Below are 16,529 nucleotides of genomic sequence, written 5' to 3' on the forward strand. Positions count from 1 at the left end.
AATGTCCGACCTGCTTGACGATCCCATTCCCGGCCAAAACACACCTGAATACAGTGTTTCCGACATTTCCGGCGAGGTAAAACGCACACTGGAAGGCACCTTTGGCCGAATCCGTGTGCGTGGTGAGGTCGGGCGCGTGTTCAAGGCGCGCTCGGGCCATCTTTACTATGATATCAAGGATGACCGGAACGTGCTGGCTTGCACCACGTGGAAGGGTCAGATCTCGGGACTGTCCGTGGTGCCCGAAGAAGGGCTTGAGGTCGTCGTAACCGGGCGTCTCACCGCGTTTGGCGCGCAATCGAAATACAACCTGAATGTCGATGAGGTCGCCGTCGCAGGCCAAGGCGCACTGATGGCGTTGCTGGAAAAGCGTAAGAAACAGCTAGAGGCCGAAGGGCTGTTCGCGCCTGAACGCAAGAAGCCCCTGCCCTATCTACCGCAGATCATCGGCGTAGTGACATCACCATCTGGCGCGGTGATCCGCGATATCCTTCACCGCCTGCGCGACCGGTTCCCGCGCAAGGTGCTGATCTGGCCTGTCGCCGTGCAAGGATCGAACTGCGCGCCCGAGGTTGCCAACGCGATCAACGGTTTCAACCAACTCACCCCCGGAGGCGCCCTGCCGCGCCCAGACCTGATCATCGTCGCCCGCGGCGGCGGGTCGATCGAGGACCTGTGGGGTTTCAACGAAGAGGCCGTCGCACGGGCGGCTGCGACTTCAGACATTCCACTAATCTCAGCCGTGGGGCACGAAACGGATACGACACTGATCGACTATGTCTCGGACCGTCGCGCGCCGACGCCCACCGCCGCCGCCGAACTGGCCGTGCCCGTGCGGATGGAACTGTTGGCCTGGACCGGCGAACAGGGCGCGCGCCTGTCCCGCGCTGCGACCGACGCCGTGCAGCGCCGCAGCCAACGCCTGCGCGACCTGTCCCGGGCGTTACCGCGCCCCGACAGCCTGTTGAACACACCGCGTCAACGTCTTGATCTGATTGCCGATCGCCTGACCCCGGCTTTGGAACGTGGTGTTCAAGCGCGACGCATCAAAGTTGTGGAACTGTCGGCCCATCTACGCCCCTCGACCCTGCGAAATCTGGTGTCCTCACGGCAGGAGGCGGTGCGCAACCTGTCATCCCGCCTGTCCTTGCGCCCTATTCAGCGCGACATTGACGCTCAACGGCAAAACCTGGCCCGCCTGACCGAGCGTCTGAACACCGCCCAAACCAGCCGTTTGGATCGGATGCGTCAGGCGTTGGAGGCCACGGATCGGCTTCGTGAAACACTCAGCTACAAGGCCACGTTACAGCGGGGCTATGCCGTGGTGCGCGCCGACGGTCAGGTTCTGACAACCAAGGCACAGGCGGCAGGCCACACAGCTATTGAGATTGAATTCACTGATGGCATATTGGCGATGGGACCGGCCTCAGCAAAACCTGTTGCAAAGAAATCAGCAAAGAAAACGCCACCCGATCAGGGTTCACTGTTCTAGGTCTGGCTTAAACGCCAACCTCGGGGCCAAGGCAGACCATCTCCTCATCGATATCTTCGGCCTCGTACAGCTCCGTCTGCTCGGGGTTGCCTTCAAACTGAGCAATCAAGCCGCTGCCGGATTCGACAAACACCCAGCATTGCGGGTCCAGCCGGTCTTCGTACAGAAAACAAATCTGGCCATTCTGCTCGTACCAGACGCCTTCCTTGCAATCTCCGTCCAGAAAGGACCAGATCACGCGTCGGTTGGGCAAATAACGTTCGACCCCGTAAACCTGCCCCTCAAAGCCGTAGAACAAGGTTTTACCCTGCGTATACGAGTCAAATTCAGCCCCCGAAAGCGCGGATTGCGCCCCCGCCATCTGCGCGGACATAGCCAGAAGAATCGCAACATGCCTGATCATGTCCGCATGATGTCAGATGCCAACCGGCAATGCCAATTACCAATCTGTCAGGTCAGGCTTCCTTAACGTCATGGGTTGAGTTGCGGACGCATTCCCGATGAAGCTGGACGAAAAAAGGGACACTTGAATGACAACTGCGCTGTTTCTGGTCGCTGCTGCCTGCGCGTTGGCCTATCTGCCCTTGGCGCCTCGCCCGGCCAGCAAACTTAGGTCGGTGCTGAAAACCGCCTCGGTCGCCTGCCTTGCCGTCATCGCCCTGCTGTCTGAGGCGCCACTCCTTTTGATCGCCGCACTGAGCCTCTGCGCCATCGGAGACGCGCTGTTGTCGCGCGAAACCGACGCAACGTTCATGGCAGGGATCGGTGCCTTTGCAGCCGGACACCTGGCCTATATCGCACTGATTCTGTCGCATCCCAGCAGCGATACCAGCCTGATTTTAACTCACCCCGGCCTATTCTGGTCCCTGATCCTGCTGGGTATCGTCGCGGCAACTCTTCTGGCCCCACGTGCCGGGGATCTCAGACTACCAGTTCTGGGCTATATCCCGATCATTCTGGGCGTGGGCGTCACCGTTTTGGCCCTGCCCGACACCGGCGCTTTGCGTTGGGCCCTGCCCGCAGCGATGGCCTTCATCGCCTCGGACCTGATCCTTGCGACCGAGAAATTCCTGCTGCCCGCCCATCACCCGGCCCTGCGGATGACGCCTTATCTGGTCTGGCCGCTATACTGGGGCGCACAGGCCGGTCTGTTGATCGCCTTTCTCTGACCCTTTGCAACTGCCGCAAATCCGCATTAGGTGAAAGGAACACCTGCGGAGACCAAAAATGGCGTTTTTCTCAAAGCTCAAAGACAAGCTGTTCAAATCCTCGTCCCGCCTCGAACAGGGGCTGGATGCAATCGTCGACGATGGCGGAGAGGAAACGGCTGCACCCGAGCCCAGCCCACTTGAGCCTGCACCGCAAACTGAACCCGTCTCCGCACCGCCCGAACCTGAACGCACGCCACAACCGGTCGAAACCGCGCCACCTGAACCTGCCGCACAACCCGCGCCCGAACCAACCCAGCCCAAAGGCGTCTTGAGCCGCCTGTTCAACCGGTCCGAGTCCCAAACCGTTGTCCGTCGCACCCTGGACGATGACATGCTGGAACAGCTCGAAGAGCTGCTGATCGCCTCGGATATGGGCGTCGATACCGCCCTGCGTGTCACCTCGAACATGGCCGAGGGGCGCTTTGGACGCAAATTGTCTACGCAGGAAATCAAGCAGCTGCTGGCACAGGAAGTCGCCCGCGTGATGGAACCCGTGGCCAAGCCCATGCCGCTTTACCCCAAACGCCCGCAGGTCGTGCTGGTTGTGGGTGTCAACGGTTCGGGCAAAACCACCACCATCGGCAAGCTGGCCAGCCAGTTCAAAGCCGCGGGCAAAAAAGTCGTCATCGCCGCGGGGGATACCTTCCGCGCCGCCGCCGTCGAACAATTGCAAGTCTGGGGCGACCGCGCAGGCGTCCCGGTTCTGACCGCCCCCGAAGGCTCGGACCCGGCGTCGCTGGCCTTTGACGCCCTGACCAAAGCTCGGAACGAAGGCGCAGACCTTCTGATGATCGACACCGCTGGCCGATTGCAAAACCGCGCCGACCTGATGGAGGAACTGGCAAAAATTGTCCGCGTCATTCGCAAGGTCGACGACAGCGCCCCTCACAACACCCTGCTGGTACTGGACGCCACCACCGGCCAGAACGCACTCAGCCAGGTCGAAACCTTCAGGAAATTGGCTGATGTATCCGGTCTGGTGATGACCAAGCTCGACGGCACCGCCAAAGGCGGGGTTCTGGTGGCGCTGGCGGATAAATTCGGTCTGCCCATCCACGCCATTGGCGTCGGAGAGCAAATCGACGACCTCGCCCCGTTCGACCCCGAAGAATTCGCCGCCGCCCTCACCGGCCTGCAAAGCTGATCCGCCGCTTCATCTGGCCAAAAATATCCTCGGGGGGGCGTGGGGGGGGCAGACAGCCCCCCACTTCTCCGCCAAAACAAAGACCGAAATTTGAGCGACTGGCTGATCTCCCTTGAAGGCACCGAAGCGGGCCACAGGCTCGCCCTGGCGCTTGCGCTGTCAGCCGCTTTCCTGCACGCAGCCTTTGGCGCGCTGCAAAAAGGGCGCCACGATCCCTGGATGTCGCGCGGGGTGATTGACGCCTGCTATTGCCTTATGGCGGCCCCGTTTGCCCTCTTCGTCGTGCCTTGGCCCGAACCCTTTATGTGGCCCATATTCGCAGTCGTCTGGCTGATCCACATCCTCTACAAAATCCTTCAGGCCCTGGCCTACACCAAAGGCTCATACACAGTGGTTTACCCGGTCGTGCGCGGCACCGGTCCACTGTTCACCGTGATTGGCGCTTACCTGTTGTTTGACGAAACCTTCACCGGCACCCAATGGCTCGGTGTGGCTGTCCTGCTTTGCGGGATTTTCGGACTGGCCGCCTATAACTTCCGGTTTCTCGAAACCAACCGCGAAACGCTGGGCATCGCCTTGGCGCTGGCCATCGCGACCGGTTTGTTCGTCGCGCTCTACACGACCTATGACGCCTATGGCATCCGCGCCACCGCCGACCCGTTCACCTTCCTCGCCTGGTTCTTCATGATCGACGGCGCCACGCTACCCTTCTATGCCTTCCTCAGATGGCGCGCGATGATCCACCGCCCCGCGCTTGGCCCTTTGATGCTGCGCGGGCTGGCTGGCGGTATCATTGCACCTCTGTCTTTCGGTTCGATCATGCTCGCCACCCGTCTGGATAAAGTCGGCGAAGCAGCTGTCCTTCGTGAAACCTCAACCGTCTTCGCAGCGCTTATTGGCTGGCTGGTTTTGAAAGAAACCGTTGGCCCCAGACGCATCGCACTGATGGCATTGATTGCACTCGGCGCCGTAATAGTTGAAATGGGCGGGTAAACAGCAGGAAACCGACATGACAGGCAAGAATGAGATCAACCCGTTTCTGAAACAGGTGCTGGAGCTTGGCCCGCCGCTGGCTTTCTTCTTCATCTATTTGCGCCTGCGCGACGACAGCTTCCAATTCGCAGGAACGGAATATTCCGGCTTTATCGTCGCAACGATCATCTTCGTCCCACTTATGCTGGGCGCAATGGGGATATTGTGGTTCCTGACCGGAAAACTCAGCCGGATGCAGATCTTCACCGCTTTCATGGTGATCTTCTTCGGCGGCCTGACCGCATGGTTCAATGACGAGCGGTTCTTCAAAATGAAAACCACCCTGGTCTATGGCTTTTTCGCCCTGATCCTCGGCATTGGTCTGCTGCAAAAGAAATCCTACCTCGCCTATGTTTTGGACGAGATGCTGCCCATGCGCCACGAAGGTTGGATGATTCTGACACGCCGGCTGTGTGCCTGTTTCGCAGTGCTGGCCGTCGCCAATGAATTCGTCTGGCGCACCATGTCGACCGATCTGTGGGTCAAAATCGAAACCTTTGGTTTTCCGATCGCACTAATGGTCTTTCTCATGCTCCAGTTCAGCATGTTGCAGACCTATATGGACGATCCTGACCAGCAATAGGCCGTAGATTCCGTAAAACTACATAAAATCCTTGGCTAATCGCCGTTGCTGTGGAAAGTTGTGACACCACTCACACCTGCCAGCCGGAGCACCACATCCACATGACGGCCTTTCCCAATACCGGTTTTCTGGCCGAAGCATCCGACCGTCTGCGCGCGATGCTGTCGGCACAGGCGACCGAAATCTCGCTTGATGACGGCGAGACATTGTTTGAACAGGGCGATGAGGGCGATGCGCTCTACGCCATTCTCGCCGGTACGCTCGAAGTGTCCTTTCTGGCGATGAGCGGTCGCAAACTGTCGCTGACCCTGATGAAACCCGGCGAAGTTTTTGGTGAGATAGCGCTGTTCGACAGCGGTCCGCGTACAGCGACCATTGCCGCCGCCGAGCCTTCTCGCGTATTGCGGGTGCGGCGCGCAGATGTGATGAACCAAATCCGACAACACCCGGATTTGGCAGTTGATATGATCCGTTTGGCCGGTCTCAGGATGCGTTGGATGGGGTCCCAGTTGAACGAACAGGTTTTCCTGCCCATGCCGATCCGTCTGGCCCGCAAGCTGCTGCACCTGACCGACCTGCAAGAGGACCCCTCAAGCCGTCTGTCCCTCTCGCAAAGCGAGTTGGCCGAGTTTGTCGGCGCCACGCGCGAGGCCGTATCGAAGACCATCTCGACGTGGAAGCGCGACAAGGTGGTCGAGGCATCGCGGGGCGGGTTGATGATCCACGACTTTGACGCGCTTCGAGAACTGGCGGATTCCGATCTTATCTGATCCGCTGTGACCTGCTTCACATACCTGTGTAGTCGTTAAGACTATCTTCATAACTGTTACCGTAGGAGGTCAGAGAATCATCCCCGATATCTGTCCACTGACCTCTCCCTGTATCAGAGTCGCACGCCTTCCCCGGTGTGCGGCTCTTCTCATTTCCGGTGTATGAAAAAAAGGCCGGGGTGCAGACCCCGGCCATTCTTGCAATCTGAAAGGCAGGTTATTCGCCCAGGCTAAGTGCTACAAAACGTGGATCGCCACCACGCCGTACCAGCAGCAACAGCGACTTGCGGCCCGCTTCGCGTGCTTCGTCCATGCGCGTCTCAAGATCCTGAATCGACGCGACCTTCTGCTGACCGGCTTCGGTGATCAGATCACCCGCCCGCAGGCCCTTGGCATAAGCTTCCGAGGCTTCATCCACATTTGTTACAACCAGTCCCTCAGCGTCAGCATCCAATTCCAGATCGGTGCGCAGCGTCTCAGTCAACGGCGAGATCGTCAGGCCCAGAATATCCGCGTCTTCCTCGACCGGAGCTTCCTCTGCAGGTTCTTCTTCACTCCCACCGGAACGCTCGGCATCCTCACGGCGGCCCAATGTCACCAGAACGGTCTGCGTGCCGCCATCACGGTGCACAACTACGCGGACAGATTTGCCCACCGTAGTTTCACCGACCTGCCGCACCAGACCGCGCGTGTCTTCAACCTCAACACCATCAAAGCTGAGAATCACATCGCCCGCCAGCAGGCCAGCCTCTTTGGCTGGGCCGTCCGGCACATCACTGATCAACGCACCGCCGGGCTTTTCCAGACCCATGGCTTCGGCCATATCCTCGGTCACGTCCTGAATGCGTACACCCAGCCAACCACGGCGGGTCTCACCAAACTCGCGCAGTTGATCCACGACCTTGATCACCACATTCGACGCCATCGAGAAACCAATCCCGATTGAGCCACCATTGGGCGACAGAATCGCTGTGTTCACACCAATGACCTCTCCATCCATATTGAACAGCGGCCCACCCGAGTTACCCCGGTTGATCGCTGCATCGGTCTGGATGTAGTCGTCGTAGGACCCGCTCAGCGCACGATTGCGGGCCGAGACGATCCCGGCTGAAACCGAAAAGCCCTGACCCAGCGGGTTGCCCATCGCAATCACCCAATCGCCCACACGTGCCACATCACTATCGCCGAACTGCACATATTGCAGTGGCCCCGAGGCCTCGACCTTAAGCAGTGCGATATCGGTTTTCTCATCAGTGCCGATGACCTTTGCAGGCAGCTCTTTCTTGGGTTGACCGTCGCCGGGGAAAAATTCAACAAGGATTTCATCGGCTTCGGCAATCACGTGATTGTTCGTGACGATGAAACCATCCTCGGAAATCACAAAACCCGAACCCAGCGCGTTGCTGCGGCGCGGGCGGTTGTCGTCATCACCCTCTCGATCCTGAAACTCCCGAAAGAAATCTTCAAACGGAGAGCCCTCGGGCACAATGCCTTGCGGCCCGGATTGCCCTTCGATCAAGGTTGAAGTGGTGATGTTAACCACCGCCGGGCTGATCTTTTCAGCCAGAGGCGCAAGGCTTTCCCCGCGCGCCTGCGCGGCGACGGTTTGGGCCAGAACCAGAACCATCCCGGCAATGGCCAACCACATCAGCCGCATGAAACCAACAACCTCGTCCCGCCGGACGGAAATACTGCGCGCTTGTGCCTGCACTTGGGAACTCCTTGTCGTCACTACACGGTGGATCGCCCGCAGGCGGACCTTCTTGACAACCAATGTAGTCGGTTTAGCCAAGCCCGCAACTGAGGATCGCGGGGAAATCACCTGCAAGTGAAAAGGCTGTATTAAAACCCGACCTGATACGCGGCCCAAAGCAGCACCAGGCCCGAGACCACGCACAGCAATCCGGCCAGCCGCCGCGCCTGTTCGGGCAGGCTGCGCAACGCTTCCAACATGCGTTCAATAAGCGAAGGGGCCAGCGCATAGGCCAGCCCCTCGACAATCAGTACCAGCCCGAAGGCCAGAAGGATCATACCCATTACTGGGCTGCCTGCCCTGTAGGCGATTTGAGGTAGTTGAAGAACTCGGAATCCGGGCTCAGCACCATCGAACTGTTGCCACCGCCCAGCGCACGTTCATATGCCGACAGCGAGCGGTAGAATTCGAAGAACTCCGGGTCTTTGCCGAAGGCTTCGGCGAAGATCGCGTTTCGTTCGGCGTCAGCCTCACCGCGGATGATCTCGGCCTCACGGTTGGCGTCCGACACCAGTTCAACCACGGTCCGGTCGGCCTGCGCGCGCACACGCTGGGCAGCCTCGTTACCACGGGCACGTTCGTCGGTCGCTTCACGTTCTCGCTCGGCCTTCATCCGGTCGAAGGTCGCGTTCAGGTTGGCCTGCGGCAGGTCCGTCGCCTTCAGGCGTACGTCGATCACGTTCACGCCCAGCGCCCGCGCTTCGGCAATCGCGCTGTTGCGGATGCGCAGCATCAACGCTGCACGGTCGGAGCTCAGGATGTCACGGGACGAGACCGACCCCAGCACTTCCCGCGTTTCAGCGCGGAGGATACGGTCCAGACGATCCTCTGCCACCGGAATGCCGCCGACACCGACCGCCTGACGGAACTGCTCCAGATCCGAAATCCGGTAGCGCGCGAAGGCATCGACCACCAAACGGCGATCGTCCAGAGGCGTCACTTCAAGCGGTTGCACGTCGATCGACAAGATACGGTCGTCATAGCGCACAACTTCCTGAATCAGCGGAATTTTAAAGGCCAAACCGGGTTCTTCCTTGACGGAAACCACGCGTCCGAATTGCAGGACCAACGCCCGTTCACGTTCATCCACGATGAAAATAGAGGACAGGATGCCCACTACCAACAAGACAACTGCACCTAGAATAATTGGTGATTTACGCATCAGTTGCTCTCCTGCCCAGAATTGCGGCGCAGTTCATTTAGCGGCAGGTACGGCACAACGCCCTGCCCCGAACCGGTCGAGTTTTCGTCCAGAATGATCTTGTCCACGTCACCCAAAACCTGCTCCATCCGTTCCAGATAGAGGCGCTTCCGGGTTACGTCGGGTGCTTTGGAATACTCTTCCAGAACCGCACTAAAGCGGCTGGCCTCACCCATGGCGCTGTTGATCTGCTGGGCGCGATAGGCTTCAGCCTCCTCCAGCACCTGCGCGGCTTCACCGCGCGCTTCCGCCAACACGCGGTTGGCATAAGCGTCCGCCACATTTTGCAGACGGTCACGTTCCTGCGCCGCGGCCTGAACGTCGCGGAAGGCGGCGATCACGTCCTGCGGCGGGTCGGCCTTGTCGAAGTTCACACGGATGATGTTTACGCCGGAATCATAGCTGTCCATTGTTGATTGGATCAGCTCTTGCAGGCGTTCTGCGATCACACCACGATCCCTGTTCAGGATCGGTGCCAGCTCACTTTGTGCGATAATCTCACGCATGGCCGACTCAGACACCGCACGGATCGTTTGACGCGCATCGCGCAGATTGAACAGGAACTTGGCGGGGTCGCTGATGTTCCAGACGACCTGATAGTCGATATCGACCACGTTTTCGTCCCCAGTCAGCATCAACCCATCGTCGCTGCCGCGTGTTCCGCCCATGTCTTCGGTCTGTTCCCGAGTGACCGGGATAACCTCGGCGGTGACAAACGGCCAAGGGGCAAAGTTCAGGCCGGGATTTCCGACCGATGAGAATTCGCCCAGAAACAGTTCAACCGACTGTTCTTCGGGTTTGACGGTGTAAAAGCTGGCCGCGCCCCAAAGCACAGCACCAACGACGAGACCGATAAGCACGGTCCCCTTCGTAAACAGCGGACCACCGCCGCCGCCCTTGCCATTGCTTCCTCGGCCCGAACCGCCGCGACCGCCCATCAGGACGCGCAGCTGTTCCTGCCCCTTTTTTACCAGATCGTCGATCTCGGGGATCTGCGGGCCATCGCCTTCGGGTGGGCGTTGCCCGTTCCCGTTGTTACCCCGATTTCCTCCGCCGCCCGAGGAGCCTCCGCCCCCCCAGGGGCCACCGCTGTTGCCCGCCATATGTATCTTTTCCCTTGTGTTGGACCGTGTGATCACGGGTTCCCTTGTAACTTGTGTGCGCGAGGTTGCAAATCAAGCAGTGCGCACAGGTTGACGCATTGTCACCAGTTCTTCGGCCATGACCGGGTGAACGGCGACCGTGCGATCGAAATCTTCTTTGGTTGCGCCCATCTTTACGGCAATGCCCGCCAGCTGGATCATCTCACCCGCGCCAGGCGCGACTATGTGGCAACCCAGGACCTTGCGTGTCGCCTGAGAAACGATCAGCTTCATCATCACTTTGTCGGACCCGCCTGCAAACGCCTTTTGCATCGGTTTGAAAGAGGTCGCATAAACCTCAACCGGTTCCTGCGCGGCGGCCTCCTCCTCGCTCAGACCCACGGTGCCCATTTCGGGCTGCGTGAAAATGGCGGTGGGGATGAGGTCATGATCCACGGGCGTCGGGTTGCCCTTAAAGACGGTTTCCACAAAGGCCATGCCCTCGCGGATCGCAACCGGGGTCAGGTTTACACGATCAGTCACATCCCCGATGGCATAGATCGAGGGCACGCCGGTCTGGCTGTATTCATCCACGATGATCTCACCCTTGCGGCCGCGTTCAACACCCACGGCCTCAAGCCCCAGATTGTCGGCATTGGGCGCGCGACCGGTGGCGTACATGACCACGTCGAACTGATCCTCGGTCCCGTCGGTGGCTTTGACACGGATCTTGTCGCCATCCTTGGCCATTTCAACCACATTGGTACCCAGGCGCACGTCGATCCCGTTTGCGCGCATTTCGTTGCAGATCAAATCGCGGGCCTCTTGGTCAAAGCCGCGAAGGATTTGTTCACCGCGATAGAATTGCGTGGTCTTGACGCCCAGCCCATTCATGATCCCTGCAAATTCGCTGGCGATATAGCCGCCGCCCACGATCAGGATGTTTTCGGGCAGTTTCGGCAGGTGGAAAATCTCGTTTGAAGTGATGGCGAGGTCTGATCCCGGAAACTCAGGCACAACCGGGCGACCGCCGGTGGCGATCAGGATATGCTTGGCGGTCTTGCGGGTGCCATCGGCCAGTTCAACCGTATGCGCATCCACCACGGTGGCCCGCTGGTCAAAGCTTTCCACGCCGTTGTTCTTCAGGATGTTGCGATAGATGCCTTCCAGCCGATCCAGTTCTGTTACCAGCTTGCCGTGGAACGTATTCCAGTCGAACGCGCCGGGCTGGATATCCCAACCGTAAGCCTGCGCGTCACCCACCATGCCCGAGAACTCACTGGCGAAAACCATCAGCTTTTTGGGCACACAGCCCCGGATAACGCAGGTTCCGCCATAGCGATCTTCCTCGGCCAGCGCCACCTTGGCCCCGTTTTCACCCGCCGCGACACGCGCGGCGCGGACTCCACCCGAGCCTCCGCCGATGACGAAAAGATCATAGTCAAAGCTCATCCCGAGTTCCTTTTTGTCAGGCCAAATTTCGTTGCTTATCTGGGGTCGATTGCAAAACTGCCAACCCTTGATGGGCCGGATTTTGTGAAGAAATCATTCGGATCAGTCCGCAATGTCCAAAAACAGGTTCTCATCGCTGTCGGAAGGTTGCTCTGTTTCGGTCGTGCCCTCATTGATATCCCTGATCTCGACCCGGCCATCGCCATGGCCAATCACCACCTTGTCGCAGATGTCGATGAACAACCCGTTTTCGACCACGCCGGGCACCTGATTCAGCACCAGAGCCAGCTGCCGGGCGTTTCCGATACGGTGCAGATGTAGGTCAAGCACATGGTTGCCTTCATCCGTGACAAAGGGCACGTCCCCATCCATCCGCAAAGCGGTCGAAGTACCCAGAACATCCATCGTATCCAGAACCTCTTCGACCAGAGTGCGCGTGGTCTGCCAGCCAAAAGGAATGACCTCAAGCGGCAGGGGGAAAGCGCCAAGGGTCTCAACCTCTTTCCCGGCATCGGCGATGACCACCATCTGATCGCTGGCCGTCGCGACGATCTTTTCCTGCAAATGCGCACCGCCGCCACCCTTGATCAGGTTCATCTCCTGATCGAACTCATCCGCGCCGTCTATGGTCATATCCAGCCATCCGGCCTGATCCAAAGACACGACCTCGATCCCGACCTCACGCGCCAGTTGCGCAGTCCGGGTCGAGGTGGGAACGCCCTTGATCTTCAGGCCTTCCTCCTGCACCCGTTCGCCCAAACGGCGCACCATCCAGGCGGCGGTGGACCCGGTCCCCAGCCCCACGCGCATATCGTCCTGCACCAGATCGGCGGCCCGACGCGCGGCCACGTATTTTGCCCGGTCGATCGGTGACATTTCTGCGGTCATGGCGGCATTCCCCTGTCTTACTGAGGCAACGTATACGGAATGCCCGCGCCAACTGCGAGAGCGAATTGCAGAACCACGCGGGCCAACGCGTCGCGAAACTACGCGTTTCCGATTGGAAACGTCGCAATCGGGGCTTTGGGAAAATGATGTAAGGTATAGATAGGTTTCATGACTGCGCCCTATCGCCTGCACTATGCCCCCGACAACGCCTCGCTGGTGATCCGGCTGGCACTGTCCGAGATGGACCTGCCGTTCGAGACCGTGCTGGTGGATCGCACCCGCAACGCGCAGGACAGCGCATATTATCGCGCGCTGAACCCGAACGGGCTGATCCCGGTGCTGGAAACGCCGCAGGGCCCGATTTTCGAAACAGCCGCTATTCTGCTGTGGCTGTCTGACACCCATGGGCAGTTGGCCCCCGCTGCCACCGATCCCGAGCGGGCCGCGTTTCTGAAATGGATGTTCTTTGCTTCGAACACGCTGCACGCAGATCTGCGCATTTTATTCTATGCCGAGAAATATATCGACGCGGCACAGGCCGACACCCTCCGCGCTGGTATCCGCCCGCGCCTTCGGCATCACCTGAAATTGCTGGATACGCTGGCCCAAAGCACTCCGAACTGGCTGCATCCTGACAGCCCGTCGGTTTTGACCTATTATTTGGCCTGCCAGATGCGCTGGATGGCGCTCTATCCTGCCAAGGCGGATCGCAGTTGGTATCAACTGGCTGATACTCCTCACTTGCAACGCATCGTGATGCAGTTGGAAGCCCGTCCCGCAACCCGCGCCGCCATCGCGGCCGAGGGGTTGGGCGCCACGCCCTTCACCGCCCCGACTTACGCTAACCCTCCAGAAGGCTCTGCTACCTGATATGTTCCTGTCTGTCTTCGATATGTTCAAAGTGGGCATCGGCCCGTCCTCGTCGCACACTATGGGGCCGATGGTGGCCGCCGCGCGGTTTTTGGACCAGATGCGCGCCTCTCCGTTCGAATTTTCGGGGCTGCGCGGGTCTTTGCACGGATCGCTGGCGTTCACCGGTGTCGGCCATGCCACCGACCGCGCCACCATTTTGGGCCTCGCCGGTTTTGTGCCTGACACCTATGACCACGAAAAGGCCGAGGCCGCACTGGCCACGATCAACGAAATGCATAGCGTCACGCCCGAGGGGCTGCCGACGCTGGAGTTCAATCCGAAGACTGATCTGGTCTTTGACTATGAACACAACCTTTCTGGCCACGCCAACGGCATGATCCTGATGGCCACAGATGCACAGGGCGATGTGATTCTGCGGCAGGTCTATTACTCGATCGGCGGCGGCTTTGTTTTGACCGAAGAGGAACTGGCCGAGGGCAAGGCGACCGACGAAGGCGACCCGGTGCCCTTCCCCTTCAAATCCGCAGTCGAGATGCTTGACATGGCCAAAGCCAGTGGCAAAAGCATCGCCGAAATGAAGCGCGCCAACGAGATCGCGCGCGGGTGCGCGGACAGTTTCGCCAAGGGCACCGCGCGCCTGTGGCAGGTGATGAACGACTGTATCGAGCGTGGTCTGAACACCGATGGCATCCTGCCTGGTGGCCTGCATGTGCGCCGCCGCGCCAAGGGCATCCATGACGCGCTGCAAGCCGAGCGGGGCATGAACCTGAACGCCCCGCACACAATCAACGACTGGATGAGCGTTTACGCCATGGCCGTGAACGAGGAGAACGCCGCTGGGGGTCAAGTCGTCACCGCCCCCACCAATGGCGCGGCGGGCGTGCTGCCGGCGGTGCTGCGTTATTACCTGGATCACGTGCCAGGTGCCTCTGAAAGCCGCATTGAGGATTTTCTTCTGACTGCCGCCGCTATTGGCGGTCTGGTCAAGTTCAACGCCTCGATCTCGGGGGCCGAGGCCGGATGTCAGGCCGAGGTCGGCAGCGCTTCAGCCATGGCCGCCGCAGGTTTGTGCGCGGTGATGGGCGGTACGCCGGAACAGGTAGAAAACGCCGCTGAAATCGCGTTGGAGCATCACCTTGGCATGACCTGCGACCCGGTCGCCGGGCTGGTTCAAGTCCCCTGCATCGAACGCAATGGATTGGGGGCGATCAAGGCGGTTTCAGCCGCGTCTCTGGCGCTTCGCGGGGACGGGCATCATTTTGTCCCGCTTGACGCGGTGATCGAGACCATGCGCCAAACCGGGCACGATATGCACGAGAAGTACAAAGAAACCTCGCTGGGCGGTTTGGCTGTAAACGTCCCGAACTGCTGAGACAGGCGCTTTCATCGGCGGCGCAAACCCCGTAGCGTGCCGCCCATGACTCAGGATCGTCCCGTTCTTGGCATCATGTTGATGCTTGGCTTTTGCGTCCTCGCCCCGGCGGGCGATGCGATGGCCAAGCTGTTGGGCGAGACGACCCCAGTAGCCATGCTGGTCTTTGTGCGCTTCGCCGTGCAGGCGCTGGTGCTTGTGCCGCTGGTCGCCCTGACGGGACGGGTCTGGCGGATGACCGGGCGCGTGGTGCGTCTGACCTTGCTGCGCACCGTTCTGCACATCATCGGAATCAGCGCGATGTTCACCTCGCTGCAATATCTGCCGCTGGCAGACGCAGTAGCCATCGCCTTTGTCATGCCCTTCATCATGTTGCTGTTGGGCAAATTCGTGTTGGGGGAAGAGGTCGGCCTGCGCCGCCTGATCGCCTGTATCGTCGGGTTTATCGGTACGCTATTGGTGATTCAGCCCAGCTTTGTACAAGTCGGCGCTGCAGCTTTGTTGCCGCTGGTGGTTGCCGTGGTTTTTTCGCTGTTCATGCTGGTCACACGGCACATTGCGAAAGAGACCGACCCGATTGTTCTGCAAGCCGTTTCCGGCACTATGGCAACGGTCTTGATGTTGCCGTTTCTGCTGATCGGAACCGCCGCAGGCGTGTGGGAACTGTCGCTCGCCCAACCCGCCGATGGCACCTATGCGCTTCTCTGGGCTATCGGTCTGTTAGGCACCGTGGCGCATCTGTTCATGACGTGGTCCCTGCGCTATGCGCCTTCGGCCACACTGGCCCCGATGCAATATCTGGAAATCCCTGTCGCCACCCTGTTCGGCTGGCTGATCTTCCACGACCTGCCCGACGGCATCGCGGCCATCGGGATCGCCATCACCATCGCTGCCGGACTTTTCGTCATTCTGCGAGAGCGGGCCAGCGCCCGGTCCGCCCCGACAGAAACGCCCGCATAACCTGATCCAACGCATCCCGAGGCACCATCACCAGCAGCCCCGGCCCCTCCATTTCCAGTGTCACATCCGCCAGTGCGCGGTTTGAGGTCCCGACCTGCCCATCCGGGGCCAGTTCCAACCCGTCAATCGGCCATTCCAGCCCCTGACTGCGCCCGGTTATGCGCCGCAATGGAAACAATGACACAGTCTGTCCCACCGCCAAAGGCAATGTGATCCGGGGGGGCGCGTGAAACACCACTTCCTGCGCGCCCAACAGGACACACGGACGATCCTGATGCCGAACCAGAGCGTTAAGCACCGCAAGCTGATGATCCAGACGCGCGCCTAGAAACCCAATACCCAGCGCCAGCGGCGTCGCCACATTGCGCAGAACCTTGTCGAAATCCGTGCTGTCCTGTTCACGAATAGGAAACAACCGATCCGTAGGAATCTGGGCCTTGTGGTCTGTTGAAAGCGAATCAAAATCGCCAATCACCGCGTCAGGAATGACCCCCGCATCCAGCAGTGGCGCAGCCCCTCCATCAGCTGCAACGCAGGTTTCGGCGCGAATCAGCGCCAGTTCGATGTCCTTTGGGTTGATTTCTCCGCCGCCGACTAGCGTTATTGGCCCATCACAGCGTACAATTCCCGTATTTTTTCTAAGATTGATCATTTTTCCCGGATTTGGACACATTGAAACCACAAAATGATAGGCTGATTGGCATAGTTCAGGGCCA

At 59.6% G+C, this 16,529-nt stretch carries 17 protein-coding genes; 9 read left to right on the forward strand and 8 right to left on the reverse strand.

The window, feature by feature from the left end; all coding sequences use genetic code 11:
• Window position 1: 1 nt before the first annotated feature.
• Complete coding sequence (xseA, locus tag ACR0CA_RS05970; RefSeq protein WP_480897774.1) at window positions 2-1,492, forward strand: exodeoxyribonuclease VII large subunit; 1,491 nt, start codon at window positions 2-4, stop codon at window positions 1,490-1,492.
• Between the two features lie 7 nt (window positions 1,493-1,499).
• Here the strand turns inward: xseA and ACR0CA_RS05975 are convergent, their stop codons facing one another.
• Window positions 1,500-1,895, reverse strand: a complete 396-nt coding sequence (locus tag ACR0CA_RS05975; RefSeq protein WP_480897776.1) for a hypothetical protein — start codon at window positions 1,893-1,895, stop codon at window positions 1,500-1,502.
• A 127-nt stretch (window positions 1,896-2,022) separates the two neighbouring features.
• On the opposite strand from ACR0CA_RS05975, the gene ACR0CA_RS05980 reads away from it, so the two are divergent.
• The 5 genes from ACR0CA_RS05980 (at window position 2,023) to ACR0CA_RS06000 (ending at window position 6,232) form a co-directional block, all read left to right on the forward strand.
• On the forward strand, window positions 2,023-2,661 hold the full coding sequence (locus ACR0CA_RS05980; protein ID WP_480897777.1) for a lysoplasmalogenase family protein: 639 nt from the start codon (window positions 2,023-2,025) through the stop codon (window positions 2,659-2,661).
• 58 nt (window positions 2,662-2,719) lie between these two features.
• On the forward strand, window positions 2,720-3,847 hold the full coding sequence (gene ftsY, locus ACR0CA_RS05985; RefSeq protein ID WP_480549667.1) for a signal recognition particle-docking protein FtsY: 1,128 nt from the start codon (window positions 2,720-2,722) through the stop codon (window positions 3,845-3,847).
• Between the two features lie 90 nt (window positions 3,848-3,937).
• Window positions 3,938-4,840 carry an EamA family transporter gene (locus ACR0CA_RS05990; protein WP_170769385.1) on the forward strand — a complete coding sequence of 301 codons (903 nt, stop codon included), beginning with the start codon at window positions 3,938-3,940 and terminating at the stop codon, window positions 4,838-4,840.
• Window positions 4,841-4,856: 16 nt separating this feature from the next.
• Window positions 4,857-5,462, forward strand: coding sequence for an inner membrane-spanning protein YciB (locus tag ACR0CA_RS05995; protein ID WP_170769384.1), 606 nt, complete (start codon window positions 4,857-4,859; stop codon window positions 5,460-5,462).
• A gap of 101 nt (window positions 5,463-5,563) precedes the next feature.
• On the forward strand, window positions 5,564-6,232 hold the full coding sequence (locus tag ACR0CA_RS06000; RefSeq protein WP_480897780.1) for a Crp/Fnr family transcriptional regulator: 669 nt from the start codon (window positions 5,564-5,566) through the stop codon (window positions 6,230-6,232).
• A 217-nt stretch (window positions 6,233-6,449) separates the two neighbouring features.
• On the opposite strand, the gene ACR0CA_RS06005 is transcribed toward ACR0CA_RS06000, so the two are convergent.
• The 6 genes from ACR0CA_RS06005 to rpiA all read right to left on the reverse strand — a co-directional run bounded on the left by ACR0CA_RS06005 (window position 6,450) and on the right by rpiA (window position 12,608).
• The gene (locus tag ACR0CA_RS06005; protein ID WP_170769838.1) at window positions 6,450-7,889 is read right to left on the reverse strand and encodes a Do family serine endopeptidase; all 1,440 of its coding nucleotides are present in this window, start codon (window positions 7,887-7,889) and stop codon (window positions 6,450-6,452) included.
• 185 nt (window positions 7,890-8,074) lie between these two features.
• Window positions 8,075-8,269 (reverse strand): DUF2065 domain-containing protein, encoded by a 195-nt coding sequence (locus ACR0CA_RS06010; RefSeq protein WP_170769382.1) that lies wholly within the window; start codon window positions 8,267-8,269, stop codon window positions 8,075-8,077.
• Window positions 8,269-9,147 carry a protease modulator HflC gene (gene hflC / locus ACR0CA_RS06015; protein WP_170788450.1) on the reverse strand — a complete coding sequence of 293 codons (879 nt, stop codon included), beginning with the start codon at window positions 9,145-9,147 and terminating at the stop codon, window positions 8,269-8,271. The genes ACR0CA_RS06010 and hflC overlap by 1 nt, the downstream gene beginning before the upstream one ends.
• Entirely contained in the window at window positions 9,147-10,289 is a 1,143-nt protein-coding gene (gene hflK, locus ACR0CA_RS06020) for an FtsH protease activity modulator HflK (protein ID WP_170788449.1), read from the reverse strand. The genes hflC and hflK overlap by 1 nt, the downstream gene beginning before the upstream one ends.
• 72 nt (window positions 10,290-10,361) lie before the next feature.
• The gene (gene gor, locus ACR0CA_RS06025) at window positions 10,362-11,720 is read right to left on the reverse strand and encodes a glutathione-disulfide reductase (protein ID WP_480503044.1); all 1,359 of its coding nucleotides are present in this window, start codon (window positions 11,718-11,720) and stop codon (window positions 10,362-10,364) included.
• 102 nt (window positions 11,721-11,822) lie between these two features.
• Window positions 11,823-12,608 (reverse strand): ribose-5-phosphate isomerase RpiA, encoded by a 786-nt coding sequence (gene rpiA / locus ACR0CA_RS06030; protein ID WP_480897781.1) that lies wholly within the window; start codon window positions 12,606-12,608, stop codon window positions 11,823-11,825.
• 168 nt (window positions 12,609-12,776) lie between these two features.
• On the opposite strand from rpiA, the gene ACR0CA_RS06035 reads away from it, so the two are divergent.
• The 3 genes from ACR0CA_RS06035 to ACR0CA_RS06045 are packed head-to-tail and all read left to right on the forward strand — an operon-like array spanning window position 12,777 to window position 15,813.
• The gene (locus tag ACR0CA_RS06035; protein WP_480856690.1) at window positions 12,777-13,478 is read left to right on the forward strand and encodes a glutathione S-transferase family protein; all 702 of its coding nucleotides are present in this window, start codon (window positions 12,777-12,779) and stop codon (window positions 13,476-13,478) included.
• A gap of 1 nt (window position 13,479) precedes the next feature.
• Complete coding sequence (locus ACR0CA_RS06040; RefSeq protein ID WP_170788445.1) at window positions 13,480-14,853, forward strand: L-serine ammonia-lyase; 1,374 nt, start codon at window positions 13,480-13,482, stop codon at window positions 14,851-14,853.
• A 45-nt stretch (window positions 14,854-14,898) separates the two neighbouring features.
• On the forward strand, window positions 14,899-15,813 hold the full coding sequence (locus tag ACR0CA_RS06045) for a DMT family transporter (RefSeq protein WP_480897782.1): 915 nt from the start codon (window positions 14,899-14,901) through the stop codon (window positions 15,811-15,813).
• Here ACR0CA_RS06045 and ACR0CA_RS06050 read toward each other — a convergent pair.
• Window positions 15,758-16,465, reverse strand: coding sequence for a thiamine diphosphokinase (locus tag ACR0CA_RS06050; RefSeq protein WP_170788443.1), 708 nt, complete (start codon window positions 16,463-16,465; stop codon window positions 15,758-15,760). The genes ACR0CA_RS06045 and ACR0CA_RS06050 overlap by 56 nt on opposite strands.
• Window positions 16,466-16,529: the final 64 nt, after the last annotated feature.

The organism is Ruegeria sp. F12 (assembly GCF_056533885.1).